This is a genomic window from Aquimarina rubra, assembly GCF_042684305.1.
In the GTDB taxonomy this organism is placed as follows: domain Bacteria; phylum Bacteroidota; class Bacteroidia; order Flavobacteriales; family Flavobacteriaceae; genus Aquimarina; species Aquimarina rubra.
The window spans coordinates 395,748-420,748 of record NZ_JBHULE010000008.1; the positions used below are offsets into that span (position 1 = coordinate 395,748).

Consider the following 25,001-nt stretch of genomic DNA (forward strand, 5'->3'; position numbering starts at 1 on the left):
TTTTTTTTTTAATTAAAATACTGTTCCTTTGACTATAATTTAGAATAGAATGACTAAATTCAAAGCTTGGATCTCTGCAGCACGACTTCGTACATTACCATTATCAATATCAGGAATTATTGTCGGATCTTCTATAGGAGTTAGATTTATATATGAAGACATTCTGAAAATTATAGAGTCTAATGATCATTTGATCTGTTTATCCGGACCAAATTTTTTTGATAAATCAATTTTCTGGTTAGCTATTGCGACCACCCTGGGATTGCAGATTTTATCAAATTTTGCTAATGATTATGGGGATGGAGTAAAAGGGACTGATAATGAGGATAGAGTAGGACCTCAAAGAGCATTACAGAGTGGAGCCATTTCTAGAAAAGAAATGTTCAGAGGTATCGTTATTACGGCTATTATTACATTGATTTTGGCAATTTTACTGATCTATGTATCCTTTGGTAAAGAATATTTTGTGTATTCTGTTTTCTTTTTTCTATTAGGATTAGCGGCTATCATTGCTGCTATGAAGTATACAATGGGGGATTCTGCTTACGGTTATCGAGGATTAGGTGATCTGTTTGTTTTCATATTCTTTGGATTGGTAAGTGTGGTAGGATGTTATTTCTTATTCACCAAGAATTTAAACTGGTCAGTTTTTTTGCCGGCAATTACCATAGGCTTTTTGAGTTCGGCAGTGTTGAACCTCAATAATATGCGTGATCACGATAGTGATAAAAAAGCAAAAAAAAATACTTTAGTTGTGAAATTAGGTATAGCACAAGCAAAAAAATATCATTATTTTCTGATTTTAGGCGCTATATCATCTATGGTAATATTTCTATTTTTCACCTATCAGAATTATGCTAATCTATTATTTTTAGTCGCATTTATTCCCTTGGTTATTCATCTAATTAAAGTAGAAAAAACAAAAGATACTAAGGATTTAGATCCTGAGTTAAAAAAAGTAGCTTTATCAACTTTTTTATTAGCCATATTGTTTAGTTTAGGACAGATTTTTTAATTTAGTGACACTTAGTTTTAAGGAGCTTACTAAGTGAACTTAAAACTATTAGTGGAACTTATCCCGCTGTAGAGCGGGATCTAATACAATTATAATTAATTGAAAGAGCTTGCAAAGCGATTTTAAAACAATTAGTGGCACTTATCCCGCTGCAAAGCAGGATCTATATATAACAAGTAAAAACTTCACATAATGAAAATTACATTTTACGGGCATCATACCTTATTATTAGAAATCAAAGAAACTAAAGTCTTGATAGATCCTTTTATTTCTGGAAATCCATTAACTAAAGATAAGTTGAATATAGAGGATTTTAAAGTTGATTTCATATTATTAACTCATGCACATCAGGATCATACGTTGGATGCAGAGGCTATTGCTAAAAACAGTGATGCCACTATCGTTTCCAATTACGAAATTGCGATGCATTATCAAGAAAAGGGTATAGAAGTACATCCAATGAATCATGGTGGAAATTGGGAATTTGATTTTGGTAAAGTAAAATATGTAAATGCTATCCATACCAGTAGTTTTCCTGATGGGAGTTATGGCGGACAACCGGGAGGATTTGTTATTGAAGGCGAACATAAAAACATTTACATAGCCGGGGATACTGCATTGACGATGGATATGAAATTAATTCCTTTATCTACTAAATTGGATTTAGCGATACTACCTATTGGTGATAATTTTACTATGGGAATTGATGACGCTATTCTAGCAAGTGATTTTGTAGAGTGTGATAAAGTATTGGGTGTTCATTATGATACCTTTGGATATATAGAAATTGATCATGATGAAGCAAAAAGAAAGTTTTTCGCTAAAGATAAAGATTTGATGTTGTTAGATATCGGTCAGAGTATAGAGCTATAATGAAGGCTACTTACCATAAACACATTTTAGAATTTAAAAGACCTAGTGGAACTTCTCGCGGAATATTAAAAACTAAAGAAACCTGGTTTATTGTTATTACTGCTCAGGGAAAGCAAGGTATTGGAGAATGCGGAATTCTAAGGACCTTGAGTATAGATGATAGACCGGATTACGAAGAAAAACTGCAATGGACCTGTGATAACATTCAATTAGGGGTAGAACAACTTTGGGCAGAATTAAAAGAATTTCCGAGTATTCAGTTTGGTGTAGAGATGGCTTTTAAATCTTTAGAAAGCGAATCCCCTTATATACTGTTTCCTTCAAAATTTACAGAAGGGAAAGAAGCTATTCCTATCAATGGATTAATTTGGATGGGAGAGAAGGACTTTATGAAAAATCAGATCACGGAGAAGCTAGATCAGGGATTTGATTGCATAAAAATGAAGATAGGAGCCATCGATTTTGAAGCAGAATTGGAACTTCTGTCTTATATGCGTTCTCAGTTTTCTAAAGATGTCATCGAACTTAGAGTAGATGCTAATGGAGCTTTTTCTCCTGATGATGCATTGGGTAAATTAACCCAATTAAGTGCTTATCATCTTCATAGTATAGAACAGCCTATTAAACAGGGGCAATTCGAACAAATGAAGACTTTATGTAAGGCAACTCCATTACCTATTGCATTGGATGAAGAATTAATTGGTGTTTTTGATGTAACAGATAAGAAAAAACTACTACTAACTATACAACCTCAATATATAATTTTGAAACCAAGTTTGATAGGAGGGTTTAAAGGAACACAAGAATGGATTGATATTGCAGATGAATTGGAGATCGGGTGGTGGATTACCAGTGCTTTAGAAAGTAATATTGGATTAAATGCAATAGCTCAATATACGTTTACTTTAAATAATAAAATGCCACAAGGTTTAGGAACCGGAGGTTTATATACTAATAATATAAAAGCACCTTTGGCAGTAGATAAAGGAACATTAAGGTATCAACCTTATAAGAAATGGGTTGTATCATATTTAGATTAATAAAATAATTATAGATGTATATAGAACAAGGAAGAAAAGGAAAACTAGGAATGTGGAAGTATTTATTTCCTCCATTAGGGTTTTTTGGTTTAATGATTTTAAATTTTTTAGTCAGTTTATTAATAGGGGCGGATACCGAAACTGTTATGCAAGATCAAATAGAAACTTTAGGTAAACCTTTATTTTTTCTTATAGCTGTAGGACCTTTTGTTGTCTTCTTGGGAGCGTTATTTTTTTGGGTGAAAATTGTCCATCAACAAAGTATTACTTCATTGACTACTTCTAGAAAAAAAATAGATTGGAAACGAGTATTTTTCATGTTTGGATTAATGGCATTATATATTTGTATTACCACGTATATAGGATATATTATTGCTCCAGATGATTATGAAATAAATTTTCAGTTACAACCATTTTTGATACTAGCAATAATGGCATTAATCTTAGTACCAATACAAACCAGCTTTGAAGAGTATTTTTTTAGAGGATATTTAATGCAAGGACTAGGTATTGCTACAAAGACGAAATGGATTCCTTTTGTAATTACTTCTGTTACATTTGGATTAATGCATATTGCCAACCCAGAAGTAAGCAAGTTGGGACCTATTATAATGGTTTATTATATTGGTACAGGATTTTTCTTAGCAATTATGACCTTGATGGATGAAGGTTTGGAATTAGCATTGGGATTTCATGCCGCCAATAACCTTGTAACTGCTATGTTGGTAACATCTACTTGGACTGCTTTTCAAACAGATTCTGTATTATTATATACCGCAGAACCTGAGGTTAATCTCGAAATTCTATTTCCAGTGTTGATAATATTTCCTGCCTTTTTATTCATTTTAACCAAAAAATATAAATGGTCTGGATGGAAAGATAAATTATTCGGAAAAATAGAACCAGAACTTCAGACAGAAGAATGATAACAAATTGATAATATACAATTTACCTACGCATAACCTACGAGTATAGAAGAAAATTGAAATTTGGATATGCAAAAAAAAGATACATTTTCTATTCCAGAGATACACGAAGATTTTAGGATTAATAATCAGTCTTTAGATAAGATAGGATTGCAACGAATTGCATATAACTTTATTAAAGAAGGGGAGTTCTATGAGCAGGAAGTGGGTAATTTTCTATTGGATTGGTTAAATGATAAAGATCATATTATTGTTCAGACTTCTGGATCTACAGGTACACCAAAAAAAATCAAAGTATATAAACAGCATATGATCAACAGCGCCAAAGCTACGGGTGCTTTTTTTAAGGTAGAAGAAGGAACAACTGCATTATTATGTTTACCGGCTGCCTATATTGCGGGTAAAATGATGTTAGTTCGAGCGATGGTTTTAGGATGGAAAATAGACTTGGTTCCTCCAAAAACAAATCCTTTGGATACTGTGTATAAACAATATGATTTTTGTGCTATGGTACCTTTGCAGCTTGATAACTCTATTAATAGGCTACATTTATTAAAAAAACTAATCGTGGGTGGTGGAAAGGTATCAGAGAATCTCAAGGAACTGGTACAAGGCATAAAAACCAAGATTTTTGAAACTTATGGGATGACAGAAACTGTAACCCATATTGCTGCCAGAAGAATCAACCCAAAGAAAAAAGATAAAAAAGATGCTAAATATTTTAGAGCACTACCTAATATCACTTTAAGTATAGATGAAAGAAATTGCTTGATGATCAAAGCCCCCCAATTAAATGAAGAAACCATTATCACAAATGATGTTGTGGAACTAAAAACCTACAAAAGGTTTAGTTGGAAAGGCCGTTTTGATAATGTTATAAATAGCGGCGGAATAAAATTGTATCCTGAAGAAATTGAAACAAAACTCCAACTACTGATTGGACATCGATTTTTTATCGCTGGTGTTCCGGATAATGTCCTAGGTGATAAAGTAGTTTTGTTAATAGAGCGTAGTTTAGATATCACTGCAAAAGAAAAACTTAAAGAAGCAATACAACATCTTAGTATTTTGACTAAGTATGAAATCCCTAAAGAAATTCATTTCTTACCTCAATTCATAGAAACCGATACGGGTAAAGTTCAGCGCAATAAGACATTGGAACTTATTTATGATGAACGATCCTAAATGTTTAGGTAATTTCACTAATCCAAAATACTACTTCACTCAATGTAGGTTGTGATTAGATAGCTCTAAGAGTAGTTTTATTTCATAATCAAAAACAATCAATTATGAAATCTCTACACTATTGTATGCTATTATTCTTTTTTACCGGAATAGCCGTTGCACAACAAATAACAATATCAGGAACTGTTACAGATATCGCAACCAGTGATCCCATTCCCGGAGTAAATATCTTTGTTAAAAATTCGAATACTGGAACACAAACAGATTTTGATGGAAACTATAGTATCGAATCCAAAGTAGGGGATATCTTATCATTCTCTTTCATCGGATATGAAACAAAAGAAATAACAGTAAAAAAAGATAGTTCTATTATAAATGTAACAATGTCGATTGCAGCAGGTGAACTGGAGGAAGTTGTTGTTGTGGCTCAATGTATACAGAGAAAACAAACATTATTGGGGTATGCGGTTTCTACTATTACGAGTGAATCAAGGCGATCAACTAGAGCAGAAAGAAGAAGAGCCAGAAAGGAAAGAAAAAAATCAATTACTAATTTAAATAGGACACTTAGTGGAAAAGTAGCAGGGGTATCAATATCTAATGGTGTTGGAAGTATGAATTCCAATAGTTCCGTAAGAATTAGAGGTGCTAATAGTATGTCGGCCTCAGAACAACCATTATACATAATAGATGGAGTGCCTTTGGATAAAAAAGATATAGCTAAAATTCAGCAGATTGATCCAGCCAAAATTGCGGATGTGAAAGTACTGAAAGATAAAAAAGCTACTTCTCTCTATGGATCAAGAGCGGTTCACGGATGCATTATAATTACTACACACCAAGGGAATTACAAAATAGAAAATAACGAGTCTTACGAAGAAATTGTTGAAAATAGTTTTGAAAAAGTACAGACTTCTCCATTGTCTACATTTTCTATAGATGTAGATAAAGCATCCTATAGCAATATAAGAAGAATGATTAATAATGGTCAGCAAATACCAGCTGATGCTGTAAAGGTTGAAGAAATGATCAATTATTTTGAGTATGATTATCAACAACCAACAGGAGATCACCCATTTGCAATTCATACCGAATATGGCAAAACACCTTGGAATAAAGAAACTCAATTAGTGAAAATTGGCCTAAAAGGAAAAGAAATTCCACAAGAAGCTATTCCTGCTTCGAATTTAGTCTTTCTATTGGATGTATCTGGTTCTATGAATCAAGCAAACAAATTGCCATTGCTTAAGCGTGCTTTTAAATTACTGGTAAATCAACTAAGAGAGAAAGATAAAGTCTCTATTGTAGTATATGCAGGAGCTGCGGGAATGGTATTAAAACCGACATCCGGTGCTCATAAAAATGAAATCAATCAAGCACTAGATAATCTGAGTGCAGGCGGTTCTACTGCGGGTGGAGCCGGTATTCAGCTTGCCTATAAAATTGCTCAAGATAATTTTATAGAAAACGGCAATAATCGCGTAATTCTTGCTACTGATGGAGATTTTAATGTGGGAATGAGCAGCGATAAGGATATGAAAACCTTGATAGAAGAAAAGCGTAAATCTGGAGTATTCTTAACCTGTTTAGGTTTTGGAATGTATAATTACAAGGACAGTAAATTAGAAACCCTGGCGGATAAAGGGAATGGGAATCATGCGTATATTGACACAATGCAAGAAGCTCAAAGAGTTTTAGGTAAAGAATTTGGAGGAACACTTTATACAATCGCAAAAGATGTAAAGATTCAGGTAGAGTTTAATCCTGCAAAAGTACAAGCGTATCGTCTTGTAGGATATGAAAACAGGTTATTGGCTGATGAAGATTTTGTGGACGACACAAAGGATGCCGGAGAATTAGGAAGCGGACATACGGTTACTGCCTTGTATGAAGTAATTCCTGTTGGTGTAAAAAGTAATTATTTGAAGCATATTCCGGATCTGAAATATACAGATGCTCAAATCTCTAAAAATTATGGAGATGAATTGTTAACGGTAAAATTTCGATATAAAAGACCACAAGAAAGTAAAAGTATTGAGATGGTTCATATATTAAAAACAAAAGAAAGTATAGTGACAAAAGACTTCAATTTTGCTGCTTCTGTAGCTTGGTTTGGAATGAAAATCAGAAATTCAAAATATATAACTAATCGGGATATAAATGATATTATTGCATTAGCAGAAAAAAACAGATCCAAAGATAACCAGGGATATCGAGCAGAGTTTATTCGATTGATGAATAGCTATCAAGTAATGTAAAACAAATAGGATATTTCCTTATTTTAACAAACAGAGAAGTAAAAACAAAAGGAAACAATAACCACTTTTAATAGATCAAATGAAAAAGATTGTATTATCAATATTGCTATTAGCTACAGTCCACAATTATGGTCAAACAACTAATGAGAAGAATTTTATAGATCAAAATTATATTGAAGTTACTGGCAGAGCAGAATTGAAAATTGTTCCTAATCAAATTTATTTAAAAGTTTTATTAAATGAAAATGATAATAAAGGGAAAGAAAAAGTAGAGATGTTAGAAGAAAAAATGATGACTTCCTTAAAGGAAGTTGGCGTTAATACGGAAAAAAATGTTTCTGTAGCAGATTTTTCTAGTACTTTTAATTTTGGATTCCTTAAAAAGTCGGACATCAGGAAAAGTAGAGAATACCAAGTGCTGGTTGAAGATGCTGAAAAAGTTGGTGATGTTATTGAAGCATTAGAGAAAAATGATATTTCTAATATATCTATTGATAAAGTTAATCATTCAGAAATAGAAAAATTTAGAAGACAGGTAAAAATAGAAGCGATTAAAGCTGCAAAAGAAAAGGCAGTCTTCCTGACTGCTGCGATTGATCAAAAAATTGGAAAAGCAATTTATATTCAGGAATTAAACAATTCATATGGATATTCTCAATCTAATATTAATTATGAATTAAATCGGAGTTCAAATTCTTATGCTTCAAGAAGAGCGATGGCAGAGCTGCCAGGAACTGTATTCAAGAAAATAGAACTAAATTACGGCGTGTCTGTAAAGTTTATTTTGTTGTAAAGGAGTATCAGTTTTTAATAAAAAAGTGATTTTTACGGTAACATTTTGGTGATGTAAGAAATTAACAGATACAATTATCAAAGTTTTAGGATTGAATCTTTAGAATCAATACTTCTATTTTGATTAGAACAAGCATTTCTTAATTTAACACAAATCATTTTGTTATGGGTAGGTCTAAAATTCTAATTGTCAGTATTCTTTGTGTTTTCTTTTTTCTAAATTCTTCCTTCAACGAATTTTCAAGTGAAGAAGATATAATCATCTACTGGGATGCTTCATTTTCACAAAAAGATAAAAATTTCAATAAAGAATTTCAGTTTCTCGATGCCTATTTCAATAATCAGACTAATATAAAAGTAAGTCTGATTGTTTTCAATACAGAAATAATTTCTGAGGATATATTTACTATTCGATCTTCTCACTGGAACGATTTAAAAAACAAATTAGAAAATATAACTTACGATGGTGAGTCTGATTTTAGCTTAATAAATACAAAAGTCGATAGTAAGTTACTGTTTTTGTTCACAGACGGTAACAGTAATTTCGGAGAGGTTAAAACAAATCTTTATAGTCCTAGGATTATAACAGTTAGCAGTCAGGAAAGCATCAATAAAAAAGAGTTGCATGAGTTAGCGTACTACAATAGAGGATATTATGTAAATCTCTTGGAAAATGACATTTCTACATACATAAAAGCAATCAAAAATCAGGAAACACCAACCAAATTAGAATTTATAACAAGAAAAAAAGCAGAAAGAGATATGTCTTTTATAGAAGGAGTGATTACAGATGGTGAGAAAGGGTTACCAAATGTAAATATTCTATTAAAAGGCAAGAACAAAGGAACAATCACGGATAAATTTGGGAATTATCAAATTGCTGCAAAATCTGGTGATATCTTGGTTTTTAGTGCTATAAATATGAAAAGAACAGAGGTAGAAGTAGGTGATGAGAATATTATCGACATAAACTTAACAGAAAAGTTAAATCAACTCGAACCAACTGTTATCAAAGCGAAAGGAGGCGGGATTGATAGTGAGATTATAAAAGTAGGAGATAAGTTAATTAAGAAGCGCTCGTTGGGATACTCTGTAAGCAGTATTACATCAGATGATATTTCTGATATCAATAGAGGTCTAGGCGAAGCAATGGCTGGGGAGTTTGCAGGAGTTCAAATGGGAGTGCATAACGATCCAGGCTTAATGATAATAAGAGGATTCAGTTCTTTTCAGCTAACAAATCACCCTGCATTTTTTATAGATGGAGTACCATTACCGGTAAGTGGGGTAGAAAGTTATCAAAAAGAAAATTATGATTTTATAGATCCAAATATGATTAAAGATATAACTGTTTTAAGAGGTATTGCAGCAACAAATCTTTATGGAAAACTTGGGGTAAATGGTGTAGTGTTAATTACTACTAAGCACGGTAGTCTTAAATTTAAGGAAGCTAAGAAGAGCAATGAACCTAAAATCGACTATGACATATATGAAGGCCCTTTGGAATTAACAAAAACTGAACCAACAAAATTTATAAAAAGCCTTCAAATATTTTCTGAAATAGCTGCTGCGTATTCTTATTATCTTGATCAACGAAAGGACAATAAAAAAAATGTAACATTCTTTTTAGAATCTGCCGAATATTTTTTTCTAAAAGGAGAAAAGAGTATTGGATTAAGAATATTATCAAATCTATCCGAATTATTTCCGGAAGATACATCTGTTCTTAAAATCTTGGCTTTTCATCTTGAAAAATATGAAATGTTTGAAAAAGCTCAGCATATTTATAACCGTATTATAGAAGTTTCACCAACTATTTCGCAAACATATTTGAATCTCGCGAATAGCTATTTTGAAGATAAAAAATATCAGAAATCTGTTGATCTTTTTACTAAAATTAGTTCACAAAAGATCAACAAAGTCAACAGTTTTAATGGTTTGCAGAATCAAATCAATAATGACTTTAAAAATTTACTATCAAATCGTACCGTTGGATGGAAGCTTAACAAAATTAGGCGAAAATACTTCAACCTACCTAAATATGACTTACGTATAGTCACAGAGTGGTCACATCCACAAACAGAATTTGAAATGCAATATATCAATCCAAAAAAACAGTACTTTGTATTGAGTCACACACCAGAAAAGCACAAAAGAGTGATGGATAGGGAACTGCTAGAGGGTTTTACTTCTGAAGAATATATCTTGGCTGATGCAGAGAAGGGTAGATGGTTTCTAAGTCTTAAACCAACTCTTGGCTATAATTCTGATTTGAAGTACCCCAAGTTTCTAAAGATAAAAATTTATACAGATTTTGGAAGAGAACAAGAAAAATTACAAACGCACATCATCAATTTGGATAGAGTTTCAGAAGATAAAATATTTGCTTATTTTACCATTGATTAGAATATTCACGTCTTTTGATATAGTATAATTCTAGCTTACATTATTAAAAATTCTTAATTTATTTCAGTAAGAAAACTGTTGTAATAGTGTGTTTTAATAGAAAGTGCAATTGATTAATGAACAGCTATCCTACGCTTTAAAATTACCACTATGAAAGTAATTGAAAAGAGACACAAGCAAAGCATTGCAGGTGTCTCTTTTTTGTGATACATTTATTCGAATTTAATGAACCACACAAATGAAAAAACTCCTTATTCTAACATTAGTCCTGATCACCTATATTTCTAGTGCACAAATTCTTCCGGAAAGGGATAGAGCAGAGATAGTAGATCAAATACTAGCGGATCGTTTTAATAACTTATTACCTCAATTAATGGATCGAACTGATTTTGATATGTGGATATTGATTTCGAGGGAATATAATGAAGATCCGGTATTAAAAACTATGTTACCTGCTAAATGGCTTAATGCAAGAAGAAGGACGATATTGGTTTTTTACCGAGATAAAGAGAAAAATACAATTGAACATTTAGCTGTGGCGAGGTATAACGTAGGCAAAAATATTGATTCTGCATGGGATAAAGAGAAGCAACCCGATCAATGGAAAGCACTTATGGATATTATTACCACAAGAGATCCTAAAAAAATTGGAATTAACTATTCAAAACATTTTGGTATTGTAGACGGTATTGTAAAAACAGACTATGAAGAGTTTATGCAGGAACTTCCGGAAAATTACAAACCCAAAGTTACTTCTGCAGAGAAATTAGCAATTGCTTGGATAGAAACTCGAACCGAACAAGAAATGGAGCTATTCAAAGAATTAGTTCAAACTACCCATGATATTATTGCCGAAGCCTTTAGTACAAAAGTTATTAAACCTGGAACCACAACTACAGATGATGTAGTTTGGTGGCTGCGCCAAAAAGTTACTGATATGGGACTAAAAACCTGGTTTCATCCTACAGTGGATATCCAAAGGGCTGGAGAGAAATTAGAAAGTCATATTACTTCCTTTTCTAATAGGCCCGATAAAAAGATTATTAAACAAGGGGATCTTATTCATTGTGATTTTGGGATTACCTATTTAAGACTGAATACTGATTGTCAGCAACATGCTTATATTCTTAAAAATGGAGAAATGGCTCCACCTGATTTTCTAACAAAAGCTTTCTCTGATGGAAATCGTGTTCAGGATATTTTTACAGCAAATTTTGAAACTGGAAAAACTGGAAATCAGATTTTATTAAAATCATTAGAAGAGGGTAGAGCAGAAGGATTAAAACCATCGATATATACCCATCCACTGGGATTGTATGGACATTCTTCTGGTACTACAATCGGAATGTGGGATTCTCAAGGCGGTGTGCCTGTTAATGGAGATTATCCGTTGTACGAAAATACTGCATACGCAATAGAACTAAATACAACAGTAACTATTCCTGAATGGAAGAAGGATATTAGAATTATGTTGGAAGAAGCAGGTTTTTGGGGAGAAAAAGGGTTTAGATATATAAACGAAAGACAGACTGAATTAATAACAATTCCTAAGAGAAAATAAATAAAAAAGCATCCGTAAAATCTTTTACGGATGCTTTTTGAATATTACATTCTGAATAAACTATAGATCAATCTCTTCAGTAGTGCCATCAGGATATGTTACTATCGCTTTATTATCGCAAGTACCATCACCATAATTAATAGAAGCAGTCAATGCATTCTTGGTCATTACTAATGTACCTGTAGTGATATATTCACAGCTTAAAGTTCCTTCTAAAGCTGGATCGGTAGCTAATGAGTATGTATCAGCATTTAATGTTACAGTCCAGTTTCCGCTTAGTGTATAAGTTGCATCTGCAGAATTAAGTCCGGTAATCGTATAAGTCTTTGTTCCTTGCTCTGAAGCCGTTGTTCCATCTGCTAGGGTAATGGATAAATCAGACGTAACTGTATATGTGAAATTTCCACCATCGGTAGTATTTAGTGAATACGATGTACTCTTGCTACCATTAATTGAATTACCGGCATAGGTTAAGTTGTCAAAAGTAATGGAAGTAGAAACAGCATTATTTTCAACAACTACACTTACATTAATCGCTCCACTGATTGTTTCACCGTCCTCGGTAGTACAATCCGTAAACGTAAGAGTATATCCGGTTTCAGTTACACTAAAATCTGCACAATCAGGTCTTCCTAGCTTAGAAGATATTTCGGCATTAGATCTATTCATAGAAATATTATCCAATGTGATACCGTCAATAAAATTAGATATCTCTTCGACCTCTAAACTTTTCATAATATCTTCCTGAGTTATATCAGTAGATAGATTATTGTTACTATCATCATCGCTACAACTCACTACCAATAGTGAAGCCATCATTACGATACCTAATACTTTAATTTTAAAAAATGGTTTGTTCATTATGTATTGCTTTTAAGTTTAAATATAAAACTTGATTTACCATTTTTTATTTTACGTATGTGTTAATTTTTATAGTATATCTAGTACAACAATTATTGAGAATGTATCTATTTAACTAAAAGTTATATTCATGAAAAAATCACCTTTTAATAAAGGTGATTTTAATAAATAAATTCTATTGGTTATTTTTCATAAAGAAAACATTGACCAAATACACAAAGACCGCCTACACAAAATTCACCACAATTTGGTCCGTGGTTCCCGGCTTTAATGGATTTTTTTTCATTCATGTTGAGTTCTTGTACTCCCTTTAAATTTAAGATGTCTTTTAACATTTTTAATGATTTTAAATTAACTTATAGTTTTAAAATGATTTGTGATTCTTGTCGACTAGAATACATTTTGATACGAAAGTATGTTCAAACCATTAATTATAAAAAAGAAGAATAGTCAGTTTTATAAATTTGATGATGTTTTCTAAGAAAGATTATGCGTCCGCTTTGTTTTTATGATATCGTACGTATGCCGTTGACTACATCTTTTTTAGTATTATCCCAGTATGATTTTTGTTGTCAATTAGAAGAGAGTAGTAGTACCTTCCAGCTAATAAATTGCTATTATGATAGTGCAATTCTTGTTTTCCTTTGTTTTTAAATTGATACTTTTCCGTAGAAATTAAATTTCCGTACTCATTATATACATCCAACTGAACTAAGGTGTTTGTTGTTATTGTTTCGAATGAGAACGATATACTTTCTTTAAAATAGTTTGGGAAAGCTTTCACTTTGGTATTCTTGGATAACCTTTCGGGAACATCAATTTTCCAAGTATTATTTTCTTCATTAGATTCATCTATCTCATTTTCTTCATCAAGAATAATAAGAACTACATTATCCAGAGTCCCTTGATTGAGGTTCTCTTTGGTCCATAAGGATAAAGATGTTTTTTCTCCTGCTTGCAGAGGAACAATGGTTCTTGACCCCAAAAGTTTGCGAACGCTATTATTATACAAATAAAAGTTGGCTATTGATTTTTTTAGAATGTCATTACTATACTCACTATCATTATTTTCTATAATACACGAAATTGTAGTTCCACGTGCATCATCATATGGGCCTGTATATTTAAGATCTGCGCTTTTAATCAATAAATCTGCTCTTAGCGAAGGGTCATATACCTCGAAAATGAAAGAGTTTCTATCTAGAATTGGTCCTCCTTCATCATCTCTAATTAAAAACCCAACATTATATGTGTCAGGATCTAAGTTATATTGATCTGCCGAAAGATGGATATCTTTACCCTCTAAGTACTCCAGTTCTGAATTATTAGATTCTTCAACACGATTTGATGGCAAAGGCCTTTTTGGTGGTATAGGTACCGGTTCCAGGGTGGTATAAATCCAATCAGCAGATATGACTAAACGTAATTCAGGAGTCTTAGTGTATTTTAACCGATTATGAATATAAAACTTTAACGTTACACTTCCGTTCTCCCTTATGGCAAGATTATCATCTTTATTTGGTATTAATAGTTTAACTTCATTGTCACTTATATCCACGATTATATCTACGGAAATTGAACCTGAATTTCTTATTTCAACAATTTTATCATTCTGTGTCTCGCAATCATAATTTGTAGAAAAAATAGTATTGCAATAAATAGAATTCCAACCAGTAAAAAGGGTTAATATAAGAAATGAAAGGACAGTTTTTGGGTTCATGAATTTAATTTTTTTAAAGTATCGTTCTTATTAAATTTATATTAGATATAAAAATATAGTAATAGCTTTATAAACAATGTTTTATCGAAGTAAATAACATCAATTTTATAAAATTGACTATCCATTATAACTTATTTTAAGTTCAAGATTTTACTTATTTTTTAGTGTTGTGCACGTCCTTGCTAATTTGTTTCATATAAAAAGAGTGTGTTAATCCAGTTTGTTTTTTGAATGCAGCAGCAAAGGTGTTTACACTTTTATATCCGAGTTCTCCTGCTATTGCTTTAATTGTATAGGATCTGAACTTAGAATCCATTTTCATTTCTTTCAGAAAAAAATTAATGCGTAGTTCATTTATATACTCATTGAATGATTGTTGTTTATACTCATTCATGGTTTTTGACAAATACGTAGTATTGGTGTCTATCAGTTTGGCGGTGTTGTATAAATTACAATCCTTTTCTAAGAAGAAATTAGTTTTTTCTATTTCCTGAAGTTTTTCAAATAACAGTTTTACTTTTTCGTTGGTAATAAAATCTTTCTTAATTATCGGATTTGGTTTAGGAGGTTTTACTTCTATTTTTTCACTTTGAAGTTTTTCGAAAAGAACTTTGTTTGTTCGTTGTTTGCTAATTTGATGAACTAATAATAGTACAATTAGTATCGCAGCAAAAACTAAACCTATGATATATTTAGAATTTAAGGATGAAAGATCTTGGTTTTTTTCTTCCAAAGTAATTAAATCATACTCATACATTTGATCTTTAGTATTTACATCATCCTGGTGTCTAGAATCAATAATTCTTTTGTATGCATTTGCAAAATAAATTTGCTTCTCTGTATTTCCTGTATTTTCTGCACTTCGTTGTGCTAAGTCATACATTTCGGTTATTTTTTCTACCTGCTTTTCTTTTTCTTCAGAATTGATACTATCAAAATTTTCCGTTAGATATTCCAAAGCTTTGCTGTGCTCTCCCTTATTAAAAAAGAGCGTTGCGAGATGAAAATTAGTTGTAAATAATGCTTTATCAAAAACCTGATTCTCCCTTTTTATAAGTTTTTTGGCTTTATTTAGATAAACTAAGGCATTATCATATTCATTAATAGCAATATAGGTTTCACCAATAGTATTGTTGAAATTGATTTGAAAGGGAATTAATTTATAATCTTCTGATAACTTCAAGCCTTTATTATAATAATTCAAAGCATTGTGATAATCTTTTAAAAGATAATTACATACACCTGCGCCTAAAACAGCCGAAAGATAATTACCATAATAATTGGCTATTTCTTTGTTTTCTTTTTTGTCTAAAGAAATGATAGTTTCTTCATAAGATTCTAGAGCTTCTTTATATTGGTGAATACGTGTTCTTATATTATTAATATTAAGAAGTGTAGAAAATTCCTTGTCTTTTAAATTATTACTTTTTGTAATCTCTAATACTTTAAGGTATTCTTTTAAAGCCTCGTTATAATATCTTATTTTGAAATAAGAATTGCCAATTAGTGTATATGCACTTATTTTATATTCTTTATCCTTTTGGTTTTCGGCTAGATCTGATAACAATTTACCATACTTGATGGCTAAAACATAGTTCCCTTTTTGATATTGAATAAACCCTAAATAATAATATGCGAAAGATTGAATATTGTAATTATTTTCTTTAAACCCTCTTTCTAAATAGAGTTGATAATATGACTCGGTTTGATCGGGATTTTCTCTAATTTTTTCTTCAATAAAATCATAAACTTTATCCAGGTCTTCTTGAAAAAGAATATAGTCTCTGTTCTTTTTCAATTCCACGGATAATGAATCTGAGGTAACATATTTATCTTCTTGAAAAGAATATCCTTGTAAAAAAGATAAAAAAATCAACAGTACAATTACTTCCCTCATAGCAACTATGCTTTAGTTTAAATAATTTTTGAGAATGATAAACCAATTGATAATTATGGTTATAAAACTATAATTATGATACCGTTAACTGGTTACTTGTTATTTCATACAATTGAGAAATATTTAAAAGTTAAACCTGAATCACTCCAAGATTAAAGGGCTTCTCGATAGGAGCATGGTCTGCCGCTTCGATACCCATAGAGACCCATTTTCTAGTATCCAAAGGATCAATAATACCATCTGTCCAGATCCTTGCTGCAGCATAGTATGGAGAAATCTGTTTGTCATATCGAGCTTTGATTTTATCAAATAATGCTTTTTCATCTTCTTCAGAAAGTTGTTCTCCTTTCTTTTTTAAAGAAGCTGTTTCGATTTGCAATAATACTTTGGCAGCCTGAGCACCACCCATAACCGCAAGTTCAGCACTTGGCCAAGCGCAGATCAATCTTGGATCATACGCTTTACCACACATTGCATAATTACCAGCTCCATAAGAATTACCAATAACAATAGTAAATTTTGGTACTACACTATTACTAACAGCATTTACCATCTTCGCACCATCTTTTATAATTCCACCGTGCTCACTTTTACTACCTACCATAAAACCGGTAACATCTTGTAAAAAGACTAATGGAATTTTCTTCTGATTACAATTGGCAATAAATCGAGTGGCCTTATCAGCAGAATCAGAATAGATCACACCACCAAATTGCATTTCGCCTTTTTTAGTTTTCACAATCTTACGCTGATTCGCTACAATACCAACAGCCCATCCATCGATACGTGCATATCCGGTAATGATTGTTTGACCGTAACCAGATTTATATTCCTCAAAATTAGAATCATCTACCAATCGATGAATGATTTCCATCATATCATATTGCTCGTTTCGAGCTTTTGGTAAAATTCCGTAGATATCTTTTGGGTCTTTTTTGGGCTTTGCAGGCTTAATTCTATTATATCCGGCTTTATCAAAATCTCCAATTTTAGAAACTATATTTTTTATAGTGTCTAAAGCATCTTTATCATCCTTTGATTTGTAATCCGTAACTCCAGAAATTTCACAATGGGTGGTAGCACCACCTAAAGTTTCATTATCAATACTTTCTCCAATAGCAGCTTTTACCAGATAGCTCCCTGCTAGGAAAATGCTTCCAGTTTTATCCACGATTAAGGCTTCATCACTCATTATTGGAAGATAGGCTCCTCCAGCAACACAGCTTCCCATTACGGCAGAGATTTGAGTAATACCCATACTGCTCATCACCGCGTTGTTTCTAAAAATCCTTCCGAAATGTTCCTTGTCAGGAAAAATCTCGTCTTGCATAGGAAGATAAACTCCAGCACTATCCACCAAGTAGATAATAGGCAATTTATTCTCTATGGCAATTTCCTGTGCTCTAAGATTCTTTTTGCCCGTTATCGGGAACCATGCACCTGCTTTTACAGTAGCATCGTTAGCAACGACAATACATTGTTTACCACTAATATGTCCGATCTTGATGACAACTCCGCCACTAGGGCAACCTCCATGTTCAGCATACATATCATCACCGGCAAATGCTGCAATTTCTATAGCTTTAGCATCATCATCCAATAAATATTCAATTCGCTCTCTGGCTGTCATTTTGCCTTTAGCGTGTAGTTTCTCTATTCGCTTTTCTCCACCACCTAGCTTTACTTTTGCTAATTTTTGACGCAACGCAGAGACCAGGAGTTTATTATGATCTTCGTTCTTATTGAAGTTTATATCCATTTGTGTGTATTGTTTGCACGAAAATACAAAAATCAAAGAGTTTTCAAATCATTAAAATCAAAACGAAATATAAGAGCACATTTTCAAGAATTAGGTTTCATAAATGTTAATGAGTAACGGTTCGAGATGCTGTTTTATAACAGTTTGCTAACATTTGATTATCAGATAATTAACAATTGAGCTATAGATTTATATCTAACTTAAAACCAACTAGTTAAATATTAATCTAAAATCAAAACTCAACTATGAAATTATTAAAATTAAACACGCTCTTTATTTCTGTTTTTGTAGCACTTTCGATTACAAGCTGCAGTGTAGAAGATGAATCCTTTTATGAAGATATCCCATCAGTTCCATTGCAAATAGATGGCGAGATCAAAGCACAGACAAATTATTATGATAATGAAGGTCCTCACGATCATAATTTTTCAGAAAAAAGAGTTGATGGTTTTACAGAAACCTATGAATCCGGATCAAAAGGTAGCTATGCTGCTGCCAGTGTTAATTTATCTTCTTCAGGAACCTGGTATTTGAGTGATGCACTAATTGGCACGTTGTCAAATGACCGTAAGTTTGGAGCTAAGTCTGTGAGAATTAGAAATACAGGATATGCGATTATGTCTTTTAATATGGATAATGGTGTACAAACTGTAAGGATACGTCACGCAAAATATGGAAGTAACGGGAATTCTACTTGGCGTCTTATCGCTTCATACGATAACGGATCTTCTTGGTTTTATGTTGGTTCAACAATTACAACCAATTCTACATCGTTAAATACGGTTACGTTTGATGTAAATGAAACTGGAAGCGTACGGTATGGCGTATACAAAACTTCTGGAGGGTCTAATCGAATTAATATTGATAATTTTGAGATTATTACAGGATCCACCGGAGGTGGTGGAGGCACAGCATCAAGAGATAGTAATATTACTTTTGGTAACCCATCCAATGCCGGGTCAGGTTCTACAAATTATTATTTGTCAAAACCTGATTTTATTTTGTCGTACAACAACAATAGAGGAACCGCCAATTGGGTGAGTTGGCATTTAAGTAGTGCGTGGACAGGAAACGCACCACGTTGTAATTGTTTTAAAAGCGATACTTCATTACCAAGTACATTTTTTCGCGCTACATCAAGTGATTATACCAATTCTGGATTTGATAGAGGTCATCTATGCCCGTCTGCTGATAGAAATGGATCTGCGGATTCTAACGAAAACACTTTTTACATGAGTAACATTGCACCGCAGGCACCTGATAACAACCAAAGAAGTTGGGCAAATTTCGAAAACTATCTTAGGTCCTTGACCTTAGAAGGAAACGAAATTCACATCATAGCAGGAGTTGCCGGAAGTGGAGGAACAGGAAGAAATGGTTTCGCATCAACAATCGATGGAGGAAATATTACGGTACCGGATTCCTTCTGGAAAGTAGCACTTATTTTACCAAATGGCAACGATGATATTAATCGGGTAACTACATCTACTCGAGTAATTAGTATAAATGTACCTAATGATCAAGGTATTAGTTCTGATTGGACCCAGTTTAGAACTTCTGTAAACGATATTGAGAGTTTAACAGGATATGATCTTTTGGAGAATATTTCCAATTCTGTGGAATCTGTTATAGAATCCGTAATAGATAACGGCCCTTCTAGTTAAACTTTAATAACTAAGAGTACTAAAATGAGGACTATACGATCTTAGTCCTCATTTTTTATAAAATCACTTTTATAACTCCTTGTTTAACAACAGATAAGATGATTCTGTAGTTGAAGATCTCTCTAAAAAACTATTTTTTGATGATAAAATACCGATATTTGTATGCTGTTTTTGATTTATTATTAAAAACATTTAACTAAATAACTTGCTATGGGAATGAATAAAAATACGGTATTAGGATGGGCTACTTTTATAATGATTCTGGCTGGACTGGGATTAATAGCTTTAGGTGCATTTAGATATAGAGATGTTTCTGGTTGGGGATTTGCTGCAGTTGGAGTTGGATTTCTTGCAAATGCATGGGTATTTAATGCTTTAAAAGGTAGAGTATAACTAATCATATAATCAAGAGTTAAAATAATATCATTTAAAATAATTTTAGGGGCTTATGTCAGACGATAAAAAGATCATCTTTTCTATGTCTGGAGTTACAAAAACGTATAAAAGTGCGAATACTCCAGTTCTAAAAAATATATATTTAAGTTTTTTCTACGGTGCGAAAATTGGAATTCTCGGTCTCAATGGTTCGGGGAAATCAACTTTACTTAAGATCATCGCAGGTATTGATAAAAACTACCAAGGGGATGTTGTGTTCTCTTCTGATTATTCTGTTGGATATTTAGAACAAGAACCACAGCTTGATCCAGAAAAAACGGTGCTGGAAGTTGTAAAAGAAGGAGCTGCCGAGATGGTTGCTGTACTGGATGAGTATAATAAAATCAATGATATGTTCGGTTTGGAAGAAGTGTATAGCGACGCTGATAAAATGCAGAAGCTAATGGATCGACAGGCTGTTCTACAAGATCAAATTGATGCTGGTAATGGTTGGGAGCTGGACACGAAGCTGGAAATTGCAATGGATGCTTTAAGAACTCCGGATCCGGATAAAAAAATCGAAGTATTATCAGGTGGAGAACGAAGAAAAGTAGCGCTTTGTCGTCTTTTGCTTAAGGAACCTGATGTGCTTTTATTAGATGAGCCAACAAACCATTTGGATGCAGAATCCGTACATTGGTTAGAACATCATTTAGCGCAGTACAAAGGAACCGTTATTGCCGTAACGCACGATAGATATTTCTTAGATAACGTAGCTGGTTGGATTTTGGAATTGGATAGAGGAGAAGGGATTCCTTGGAAAGGAAATTATTCTTCTTGGTTAGATCAAAAGTCTAAACGTTTGGCGCAGGAAAGTAAGTCAGCTTCAAAACGTCAGAAGACATTAGAGCGAGAGTTGGAATGGGTGCGCCAAGGTGCAAAAGGAAGGCAAACTAAACAAAAAGCACGTTTAAAGAATTACGATAAATTAATGAGTCAAGATCAAAAGCAACTTGACGAAAAATTAGAAATATACATTCCTAATGGTCCACGTTTAGGAACTAATGTATTAGAAGCTTCCGGAATTAGTAAAGCTTATGGCGATAAATTGCTGTATGAAGATCTTAATTTTAAACTTCCTCAAGCAGGAATTGTAGGAATTATAGGTCCTAACGGAGCGGGTAAGACTACTATTTTTAAAATGATAATGGGTGAGGAAACTCCTGATAAAGGAAGTTTTTCTGTAGGAGAAACCGCTAAGATAGCGTATGTAGATCAAGCACACTCTAATATAGACCCGGATAAATCCATTTGGCAAAATTTTAGTGATGAACAGGATTTGATAATGATGGGTGGTAAAGAAGTAAATTCTAGAGCATATCTAAGTCGCTTTAATTTTGGAGGAAGTGAGCAAAATAAGAAGGTGTCCACGCTTTCCGGTGGGGAACGAAATAGATTGCACTTGGCGATGACGCTCAAAGAAGAAGGTAATGTATTGCTTCTAGATGAGCCAACTAATGATCTTGATGTCAATACATTAAGAGCTTTAGAAGAGGGATTAGAGAATTTTGCCGGTTGCGCCGTAGTAATTTCTCACGACCGCTGGTTCTTAGATAGAATTTGTACTCATATTTTAGCATTTGAAGGAGATTCTCAAGTGTATTTCTTTGAAGGTAGTTTCTCAGATTATGAAGAAAATAAAAAGAAACGTCTGGGAGGAGATTTAATGCCGAAAAGAATAAAGTATAAAAAACTAGTTCGGTAATATTTATGAATACATTATTTAAACTACTAGTTGTTCTGGTATTTTCTACCGTTGGTCATGCGCAATCTGAATATCCCCATGTACTGATTCTTAAAAACGGTACTGAAATAAAAGGGAAAGCCTTTTTTTGGAATAACAGAAAGGTAGTTTTTAGACTTGCAAGCACTGGCAAAAAAGAAGAGTTTAAGTATAAAACATTAAAAACAATCAAAAGCAGTGATCCCGAAAAGGCGTATGAAGGAGCGTTTGTACTAAAACAATTAAAAGGAACAGATAAAACCTTACGATTAATCCGGGTGGTTTCTGGAGAATTAGAATGTTTTTATCAAGAAACTTCTTCTTCTTACTATACGTATGGAACAGAGGTAGTTGCTACAACTGTTTATTATATTGGTAGACAACACGAAGATTTTGTGGCTAAAGTTAAAAATGGACCAAGATTTAAGAAGAGATTTCTCAAAGATGTTGATGGATTCTTCAATGATTGTCCAGATGTGATGTCTAAGATAGAGAAAGGATTTTTTGATGGTCAATTAGACGCTACAGAAGAAGTAGTAAGATATTACAATACAAAATGTTAGATAAAATTAAAGTAATAGCATTTGATGCAGATGATACCTTATGGGTAAACGAAACTTTTTTTAGAAAAGCAGAAGAAGAGTTTTGTGAACTTGTTTCTGATTATTTACCAAAAGAAGAAGCTAATAAACTGCTTTTTGAGGTAGAAATGCAAAACCTTGGTTTGTATGGTTATGGAATCAAGCCATTTACCCTTTCATTAATAGAAGCAGCTATTAAGATTACCAATGGTAATATGAATATGCAATTGGTGGAGAAATTGATAGCCAAAGGAAAGCAGATGCTTCAGGAACCGGTCGAATTATTAGATGGTATAGAGGAGACTCTTGAACATCTTTCTAAGAAATATCGATTAGTCATGGCTACCAAAGGGGATTTATTGGATCAGGAACGTAAGTTGATTAAATCTGGATTAGAGAATTATTTTCACCATATAGAGATTGTATCTGATAAAACAGAAAAACAATACCAAAAATTAGTAAAGCATCTGGATATTAATGAATCAGAGTTTTTGATGGTCGGTAATTCACTGAAATCAGATATTCTGCCAGTGCTGAATATTGGAGCACATGCGTTTCATATTCCATTTCATACCACTTGGGCTCACGAGGTTCATAATGGAACCATTGATCATCCTAATTTTAGAAGTTTAACCAATTCAAAAGAACTATTACAATATCTATAATGAGTAAAACGGAATTAAATCTAACTACTTGGAACAGAAGAGAGCATTATGAGTTCTTTAGTAGTTTTGATGAACCGTTTTTTGGCATTGTGTCAACTGTAGATTTTACTAAAGGATACCAAAATATTAAAGATAATGGGTATCCGTATTTTTTATATTACCTACATAAGGCAGTAAAAACAGCCAATGACATAGAGCCATTCAGATATAGAATAGAAGAAGATAACGGATATATATACGATAAGATTCACGCTTCGGCCACGATTGGAAGAGAGGATCATACTTTTGGTTTTTCTTTTATCGAATACGATGAAGATTTTAAAGTTTTTCAGGCTAATGCGCAAAAAGAAATAGAAGCAGTTAGAAATTCTACAGGATTGCGTTTTGATAATAATGCAAAGCGGATGGACAGTTTGCATATTTCTTCTATTCCGTGGTATAACTTTACAGGAATCTCTCACGCTAGACATTTTCAATATCGAGATAGTGTTCCAAAAATTTCTTTCGGAAAATACACAAAAGAAAAAGGTAAAATTAATTTACCAATATCGATTCACGTGCATCACGCACTCATGGATGGTTACCACGTGGGGTTATATCTTGAAGAGTTTCAGCGATTATTAAATGAATAAGTTTACTATTCGCGCTTTGTATATTAACAAACATACTCAATGAAAAAACGTATTCTATTTACTTTTTTAGGTTTATTTTGTTTTATAATAAAAGCACAAGATTATACAGATATTGTTAGACTCAATATATCACAAGCAAATTTGGAAGATGAACAAAAAACTTTTGACACGGACGTTACAAACATCAATTTTGAAGTTCTATATCCTAAGATTTTAAATGAAAATTTAATTCTGTTAACAGGTTTAACTGCAGAAAATACAAACGTAAATCTTTCTCAATTAGCATCAGACGAAAATTTAACCATGACCCGTTTAAATGCAGGCTTGAAAATTAAGCATTCAGAAAAATGGTCAGGGACGTATGTTGTATTACCCAAATTAGCGTCTAATTTCGAAAGTCTAGGGTCGCGAGATTTTCAAATAGGGGCAATTGCACTTTTGGATTTTCAGTATACCCAAGGAATAAGAGCAAAATTCGGTTTATATTCTTCGTCAGAAAATTTTGGGACTATCATTACACCGCTATTAGGAGCTTTTTACAGATCGCCTAACAAAAAGTTTCATTTTGATATCGTTCTGCCTATACGGATGGAAGCAAATTATGTACTTGCAAATCATTTTAGTTTAGGCGTTGATTTAAGGACATCGGTAAAATCGTATAATCTAGTTGGTGGTAGTACTAATGTTTATGTTCAGGAAGAGTCGGTTCGTGCGGCTTTGTATGGATCTTATGGTTTATTTAATGACTCTTTGCTACTACGTGCTAAATTAGGTTTTGATACTACAGATTATGGAGTATATGCTGTCAATGATAAGGTGGGTGTTCAGGTGCTTACTTTTACCCTCAATAAGGATAACAGAACACGTTTGAATAATGAATTCGACAGCAACCTGTTTTTAGGCTTAGATCTTATTTATAGATTTGATATTTCAACAAAACAATAATACCTATTGTATTTTTAATTGATTCAGATAATTAAATACAGTTTTATATTAATTTTATAAAGT

The 25,001-nt window shown here is 32.7% G+C and carries 20 protein-coding genes; 16 read left to right on the forward strand and 4 right to left on the reverse strand.

The genetic code is table 11. From position 1 onward, the window contains the following. Nucleotides 1–49 precede the first annotated feature (49 nt). From menA to ACFSR1_RS06070, 9 genes are all read left to right on the forward strand, one after another. Nucleotides 50–1,015, forward strand: a complete 966-nt coding sequence (gene menA, locus ACFSR1_RS06030; protein WP_378290629.1) for a 1,4-dihydroxy-2-naphthoate octaprenyltransferase — start codon at nt 50–52, stop codon at nt 1,013–1,015. A gap of 192 nt (nt 1,016–1,207) precedes the next feature. Further along, nucleotides 1,208–1,888: a metal-dependent hydrolase gene (locus tag ACFSR1_RS06035; RefSeq protein WP_378290631.1), complete on the forward strand. Its 681-nt coding sequence runs from the start codon at nt 1,208–1,210 to the stop codon at nt 1,886–1,888. Continuing rightward, complete coding sequence (locus ACFSR1_RS06040; RefSeq protein ID WP_378290633.1) at nt 1,888–2,928, forward strand: o-succinylbenzoate synthase; 1,041 nt, start codon at nt 1,888–1,890, stop codon at nt 2,926–2,928. The genes ACFSR1_RS06035 and ACFSR1_RS06040 overlap by 1 nt, the downstream gene beginning before the upstream one ends. A gap of 14 nt (nt 2,929–2,942) precedes the next feature. Beyond that, a complete protein-coding gene (locus ACFSR1_RS06045; protein ID WP_378290635.1) occupies nt 2,943–3,854 on the forward strand; it encodes a CPBP family intramembrane glutamic endopeptidase in 912 nt (303 codons plus the stop codon). A gap of 69 nt (nt 3,855–3,923) precedes the next feature. Continuing rightward, entirely contained in the window at nt 3,924–5,039 is a 1,116-nt protein-coding gene (locus tag ACFSR1_RS06050; RefSeq protein WP_378290637.1) for an AMP-binding protein, read from the forward strand. A gap of 104 nt (nt 5,040–5,143) precedes the next feature. Beyond that, nucleotides 5,144–7,297 carry a YfbK domain-containing protein gene (locus ACFSR1_RS06055; RefSeq protein WP_378290639.1) on the forward strand — a complete coding sequence of 718 codons (2,154 nt, stop codon included), beginning with the start codon at nt 5,144–5,146 and terminating at the stop codon, nt 7,295–7,297. Nucleotides 7,298–7,376: 79 nt separating this feature from the next. Continuing rightward, nucleotides 7,377–8,090 (forward strand): SIMPL domain-containing protein, encoded by a 714-nt coding sequence (locus ACFSR1_RS06060; protein ID WP_378290641.1) that lies wholly within the window; start codon nt 7,377–7,379, stop codon nt 8,088–8,090. A gap of 164 nt (nt 8,091–8,254) precedes the next feature. After that, entirely contained in the window at nt 8,255–10,495 is a 2,241-nt protein-coding gene (locus tag ACFSR1_RS06065; RefSeq protein ID WP_378290643.1) for a TonB-dependent receptor plug domain-containing protein, read from the forward strand. 238 nt (nt 10,496–10,733) lie between these two features. After that, on the forward strand, nt 10,734–12,056 hold the full coding sequence (locus ACFSR1_RS06070; protein ID WP_378290645.1) for a M24 family metallopeptidase: 1,323 nt from the start codon (nt 10,734–10,736) through the stop codon (nt 12,054–12,056). Between the two features lie 60 nt (nt 12,057–12,116). On the opposite strand, the gene ACFSR1_RS06075 is transcribed toward ACFSR1_RS06070, so the two are convergent. The 4 genes from ACFSR1_RS06075 to ACFSR1_RS06090 form a co-directional block, all read right to left on the reverse strand. Continuing rightward, the gene (locus ACFSR1_RS06075; protein WP_378290646.1) at nt 12,117–12,917 is read right to left on the reverse strand and encodes a hypothetical protein; all 801 of its coding nucleotides are present in this window, start codon (nt 12,915–12,917) and stop codon (nt 12,117–12,119) included. Between the two features lie 532 nt (nt 12,918–13,449). After that, a complete protein-coding gene (locus ACFSR1_RS06080; RefSeq protein WP_378290647.1) occupies nt 13,450–14,637 on the reverse strand; it encodes a CARDB domain-containing protein in 1,188 nt (395 codons plus the stop codon). A 154-nt stretch (nt 14,638–14,791) separates the two neighbouring features. Further along, on the reverse strand, nt 14,792–16,534 hold the full coding sequence (locus ACFSR1_RS06085; RefSeq protein WP_378290648.1) for a helix-turn-helix domain-containing protein: 1,743 nt from the start codon (nt 16,532–16,534) through the stop codon (nt 14,792–14,794). Nucleotides 16,535–16,664: 130 nt separating this feature from the next. After that, nucleotides 16,665–18,293, reverse strand: a complete 1,629-nt coding sequence (locus ACFSR1_RS06090; RefSeq protein ID WP_378290650.1) for an acyl-CoA carboxylase subunit beta — start codon at nt 18,291–18,293, stop codon at nt 16,665–16,667. 245 nt (nt 18,294–18,538) lie between these two features. Here ACFSR1_RS06090 and ACFSR1_RS06095 point away from each other — a divergent pair, with 245 nt between their 5' ends. The 7 genes from ACFSR1_RS06095 (at nt 18,539) to ACFSR1_RS06125 (ending at nt 24,938) form a co-directional block, all read left to right on the forward strand. Next, nucleotides 18,539–19,957 (forward strand): DNA/RNA non-specific endonuclease, encoded by a 1,419-nt coding sequence (locus tag ACFSR1_RS06095; RefSeq protein ID WP_378290652.1) that lies wholly within the window; start codon nt 18,539–18,541, stop codon nt 19,955–19,957. Nucleotides 19,958–20,167: 210 nt separating this feature from the next. Then, the gene (locus ACFSR1_RS06100) at nt 20,168–20,350 is read left to right on the forward strand and encodes a CAL67264 family membrane protein (protein ID WP_378290654.1); all 183 of its coding nucleotides are present in this window, start codon (nt 20,168–20,170) and stop codon (nt 20,348–20,350) included. 55 nt (nt 20,351–20,405) lie between these two features. Continuing rightward, nucleotides 20,406–22,097 (forward strand): energy-dependent translational throttle protein EttA, encoded by a 1,692-nt coding sequence (ettA, locus tag ACFSR1_RS06105; protein WP_378290656.1) that lies wholly within the window; start codon nt 20,406–20,408, stop codon nt 22,095–22,097. Between the two features lie 5 nt (nt 22,098–22,102). After that, nucleotides 22,103–22,678, forward strand: coding sequence for a hypothetical protein (locus ACFSR1_RS06110; protein ID WP_378290658.1), 576 nt, complete (start codon nt 22,103–22,105; stop codon nt 22,676–22,678). Next, nucleotides 22,672–23,361 (forward strand): HAD family hydrolase, encoded by a 690-nt coding sequence (locus ACFSR1_RS06115; RefSeq protein ID WP_378290660.1) that lies wholly within the window; start codon nt 22,672–22,674, stop codon nt 23,359–23,361. Before ACFSR1_RS06110 ends, ACFSR1_RS06115 begins: the two co-directional genes overlap by 7 nt. After that, entirely contained in the window at nt 23,361–23,993 is a 633-nt protein-coding gene (locus tag ACFSR1_RS06120; protein ID WP_378290662.1) for a CatA-like O-acetyltransferase, read from the forward strand. Before ACFSR1_RS06115 ends, ACFSR1_RS06120 begins: the two co-directional genes overlap by 1 nt. Before the next feature lie 39 nt (nt 23,994–24,032). Then, nucleotides 24,033–24,938: a hypothetical protein gene (locus ACFSR1_RS06125; RefSeq protein ID WP_378290664.1), complete on the forward strand. Its 906-nt coding sequence runs from the start codon at nt 24,033–24,035 to the stop codon at nt 24,936–24,938. Nucleotides 24,939–25,001: the final 63 nt, after the last annotated feature.